This window comes from Carnobacterium sp. (genome assembly GCF_032094055.1).
Lineage (GTDB): Bacteria > Bacillota > Bacilli > Lactobacillales > Carnobacteriaceae > Carnobacterium_A.
Genome location: NZ_DAMDAK010000008.1, coordinates 35,604 through 39,615, shown reverse-complemented (window position 1 = coordinate 39,615; position 4,012 = coordinate 35,604). Strand labels below are relative to the sequence as shown.

Genomic DNA, 4,012 nt, shown 5'->3' with positions numbered 1-4,012 from the left:
CATTTGTCCCTAAAGCGAAGTTGGATCAACTAGTTGACGGCATAACGCATCAAGGTGTAGTGATTGCAGTTGCTGCTTTTCAGTATGCAACGATTGATGATTTATTTGCTGCAGCTGCCGAAAAGAATGAAGCACCATTTTTTATTATTCTGGATGGAGTGGAAGATCCTCATAACCTTGGTTCAATTATGCGGACAGCTGATGCCAGCGGAGCACATGGGATCATTATTCCAAAACGACGTGCAGTTGGACTGACGGCTACTGTAGCAAAAGCTTCTACGGGTGCTATTGAACATGTACCAGTAGCGCGAGTGACGAACTTAACACAAACGATCAATGAGCTGAAAGAACGCGGTGTGTGGTTATATGGGACAGATATGGCTGGACAAGATTACCGTGAGTGGGAAACCAGCATCCCAATCGGTTTAGTGATCGGTAATGAAGGAAAAGGGATTACTCGGCTAGTCAAAGAACAAATGGATGGGATGCTAACTATACCGATGACTGGACATGTACAAAGTTTAAACGCAAGTGTCGCTGCCAGCCTTTTGATGTATGAGGTCTACCGCGGACGGCATAAAAGTTAAATGATAATTGGATGAGGAAAGGGGGCTAAAATATTATGAAAAAAGAATTGTTAATTATTGATGGGTATAATATGATAGGTTCGTGGCCAGAGCTAGTGAGATTAAAAGACAAAGATGAAATGAATGATGCACGTGATTTGTTGCTGCACGAATTAGCAAATTACCAGCAGTATGAAGACATTGAAATTCGTGTGATATTTGATGCCCAACTTGTCCCTGGCATTCAAAAATCCTATAAAAAGTATAATTTGTCAGTTGTTTTCACAAAAGAAGGAGAAACAGCGGATAGTTATATTGAACGAATGATCGGAGAAGAAAATTTACTGATTACGCAAGTAACAGTTGCAACGAGTGATCTTGCAGAACAATGGTTAGTTTTTCAAAAAGGCGCTTTAAGAAAATCTGCTAATGAATTGTATAAAGATTTACAGTTAGCTAAAAAATCCATTGAAGCCGATGCAAAAGATTACCGCTTTCAAAGTTACCGCCGCAATTCTCCATGGAACCGTCTCCAATTAGATAAACTTGAAAAGCTGAGAGATGACTTAACAAAAGAATAAACTGGAACAACTTATTTTTTAGAAACTTTCGAGAATAGTAGACCCGAAAACATAATGTTTGTTATTTTTTTCAGCTTTAAAAGTAGATGATCTAAAGGAGGAGCAGGATATGTTAGAGAAAGAACAGCTTTATGTACAAATGAGTGATGATGAGTTGATTCAACTCATCAAAAATGGTAACGAGGAACTATTTGATATTATTTTTCAACGGTACTATGTTTTAGCGATAAAAACGATAAAAGATTTTTACTTAAAGAGTTATGAACTGGAAGATTTATTACAAGAAGCCCGGATGGTCTTCCTTAAAGTGATTCATACTTATGATAGTGAAAAAGGTCACACGTTTGGAAATTTTTATAAATTAAATCTAAAGCATCATATTTTTAGCTTGGTCCGAAAGGATATGGCTAAGAAAAGAAGGCTTGAAAAAAATGCTGAGTCGTTGGAAGGCTTACTTGAGAAAAAGGAACATATGCAGCACTACATACTTCATGGAAAGGAGCAATTACCGACCGTTGAACTTTTACAAGTTCGAGAAAAATTAGTAGACTACCAAGAAACACTTTCTGGATTCGAACAACGTGTCTTTTTAAATTATATTCATCATATGGAAGTAGAAGAGATTGCTGATAAGTTAGAGTGTGATCTGATACAAGTCAAAAATGCTTTAGATCGTTGTAAACGTAAAATGAAACATTTATTCGATTAAATTAAGTGAGTAGGGAAAGTTGAACCAATAAAATAAAGATTGTTTTCCATCTAAATGTAAGCGCATTCCTTGCAAAGACAAAAAAATTAAAAAAGTCAACAATCTGTCTGTCTACTATTCTTGCAAGTTTTTAAAAGGGTATAAAAAAGGAGGTCGAGACTGTTGTCTTGACCTCCTTTGCTTATTCAACTGCTTAATTTAGAATATATTTTAAAAAGCAGTTTCTTTTTCATTAAAGAGAACGATTCAATAAACTACAAGTAATTTCGCGAATAATGGCTTTTTCAGGCTGATCTGGCAATTGTTCAATGCGAGCAAGTGCTTTTTTCGTATATTTTTCTGCTAATCGTGCAGCTTCGGATAAGCTGCCTGATTCAATCACTAACTGTTGAACTTCTTTAGCATCTGCTTCAGTCATGGTTGCTTTTTTAGCAATCAATTGTTGCAGCCGTGGATTCTTTTTGCGTAAAGCATAAATCAGCGGGGCGGTATAAATACCTTGTCGAACATCTTCTAAAACAGGCTTGCCGAATACATCAGAAGCTTGCGAATAATCTAAAATATCATCCATAATTTGAAAGGCCATTCCGATATGGCTGCCGATATAATAACAATTTCTGGCAAACCACTCTGTTTGGCCGCCATTCAAAGCCCCTGAATAACAAGCTAATGAAAATAATTGAGCTGTTTTGCCAGATATTTGTGTTAAGTAATTGCGAATCGTCATTTGTTGTTGATACCGCAAATGCATTTGATCGAGTTCGCCCATCAGAATGCGTTCCATTCCTCTAGTATTGATTTCCATGTGATCTGCTGTAGCAGCATAAGAAGATAGTAAACGAAAGCAGACAGTAAATAGGTAATCGCCTGCATAAACAGCGACATCTTTGCCGTACTTGCTTTGTACACTAGGTTTCCCACGCCTTTGCGGGGAATCATCAATAATGTCATCATGGATCAAAGTAGCCGTATGCAATAATTCAATCGCAGCAGCAACTGCCTGAGTACGATCTGGCCGCTCCTCATCGCCAAATTTAGAAAAGAGTAGCGTATAAGCAGGGCGAACCATTTTACCGCCGGAATAGATATGGTCTACAAGTACGGTTTCAATTTCTTTATTGCGTAGACGAACTTGTTTAGCCATTAACTGGGTCACTTTTTCCAGCTCTTTTTCTAATTCAGGGTAAGGTTTCCAAAGAGAATGAACAGGCATGACAGGTGCCTCCTTTATCTTATTTTTGTCGTTTTTTAATCTTTGATTGGTTTCAACCATTTGGTCTGCTGGTTCTTTTTAGCAGACTGAGTATAATAAACCGCTTGGAAATCGCGCAAAGTGCGCACATGTTCCAATAAGTAGTTTGCCGCAATTCCAATCGCTATGCCAGATAAAATCCCCATAAATGAAAGTACAGGCAAGTAAAGCATAACAGTCCAAGTCTGCGAAATCCAGCTGGCGACAACTAATTGACCGACATTATGCAAGATGCCACCGGTGGCACTGATGCCGATGATACTGACATATTTTGGTCCCAATTGTTTTACGAGCAGCATACCTAAGTAACTAAGAAGAGCTCCAACACAACTATACATAAAAGTAGATAATGTGCCGCCTAGTAAAGTTGTCATGATCAACCGCATCCACACTACTGTAAAACTATCTTTAAGCGGCAAGGTAAAAATTGCAATAATGGTGATGAGATTGGCAATGCCTAATTTGGCTCCTGGAGCAAAAGCAAAAGGAAAGGGAATGCTTCTTTCGACTAAACCAAGAATAACAGCTTGGGCAGCCAATAAAGCGATATAAACGATTTTTTGATTCTTGGTCATAGTAAAACCGGCCTCATTTCATAAATGTTTTTAAAAATAGAAAGTCGGTGCTTCTCCATATATAGAAAGCCATTAGATAAAATAGTAAGAGACAGCAAAGAAAAAAATTCTTACTTTCTTTGTTCTATCTTAATACTTTACATTTTAAAAATCATTAAAAAAGAAAAGAGTGAGAGCAGATGAACCTGCGTTCACTCTTTTTCTCTTAGTTGCTAAACCCCTTAGGATTTTTTGCCATACAACGAGCGAGGCGTGCCGTACCACCACTTGCCCGCAATTTTTTGGATCCATGGAATAACGTAGTAATCTAAACCAAGTGCACGTCCTGA

General features: G+C 37.8%; 5 protein-coding genes. 3 read left to right on the top strand and 2 right to left on the bottom strand.

Features of this window, described 5'->3' with window-relative positions; translation table 11 throughout:
* The 3 genes from rlmB to RT405_RS02450 form a co-directional block, all read left to right on the top strand.
* Positions 1-587, top strand: a 587-nt coding sequence (rlmB, locus tag RT405_RS02460) for a 23S rRNA (guanosine(2251)-2'-O)-methyltransferase RlmB (protein ID WP_313467262.1), incomplete at its 5' end; no start/stop codon positions are given.
* Between the two features lie 35 nt (positions 588-622).
* Positions 623-1,147 carry an NYN domain-containing protein gene (locus RT405_RS02455; protein WP_313467261.1) on the top strand — a complete coding sequence of 175 codons (525 nt, stop codon included), beginning with the start codon at positions 623-625 and terminating at the stop codon, positions 1,145-1,147.
* A 109-nt stretch (positions 1,148-1,256) separates the two neighbouring features.
* Positions 1,257-1,856: a sigma-70 family RNA polymerase sigma factor gene (locus RT405_RS02450; protein WP_313467259.1), complete on the top strand. Its 600-nt coding sequence runs from the start codon at positions 1,257-1,259 to the stop codon at positions 1,854-1,856.
* Between the two features lie 232 nt (positions 1,857-2,088).
* Here the strand turns inward: RT405_RS02450 and RT405_RS02445 are convergent, their stop codons facing one another.
* Positions 2,089-3,069, bottom strand: a complete 981-nt coding sequence (locus tag RT405_RS02445) for a polyprenyl synthetase family protein (protein WP_313467257.1) — start codon at positions 3,067-3,069, stop codon at positions 2,089-2,091.
* A 35-nt stretch (positions 3,070-3,104) separates the two neighbouring features.
* Positions 3,105-3,683, bottom strand: coding sequence for a Gx transporter family protein (locus tag RT405_RS02440; protein ID WP_313467256.1), 579 nt, complete (start codon positions 3,681-3,683; stop codon positions 3,105-3,107).
* Between the last annotated feature and the right edge of the window lie 329 nt (positions 3,684-4,012).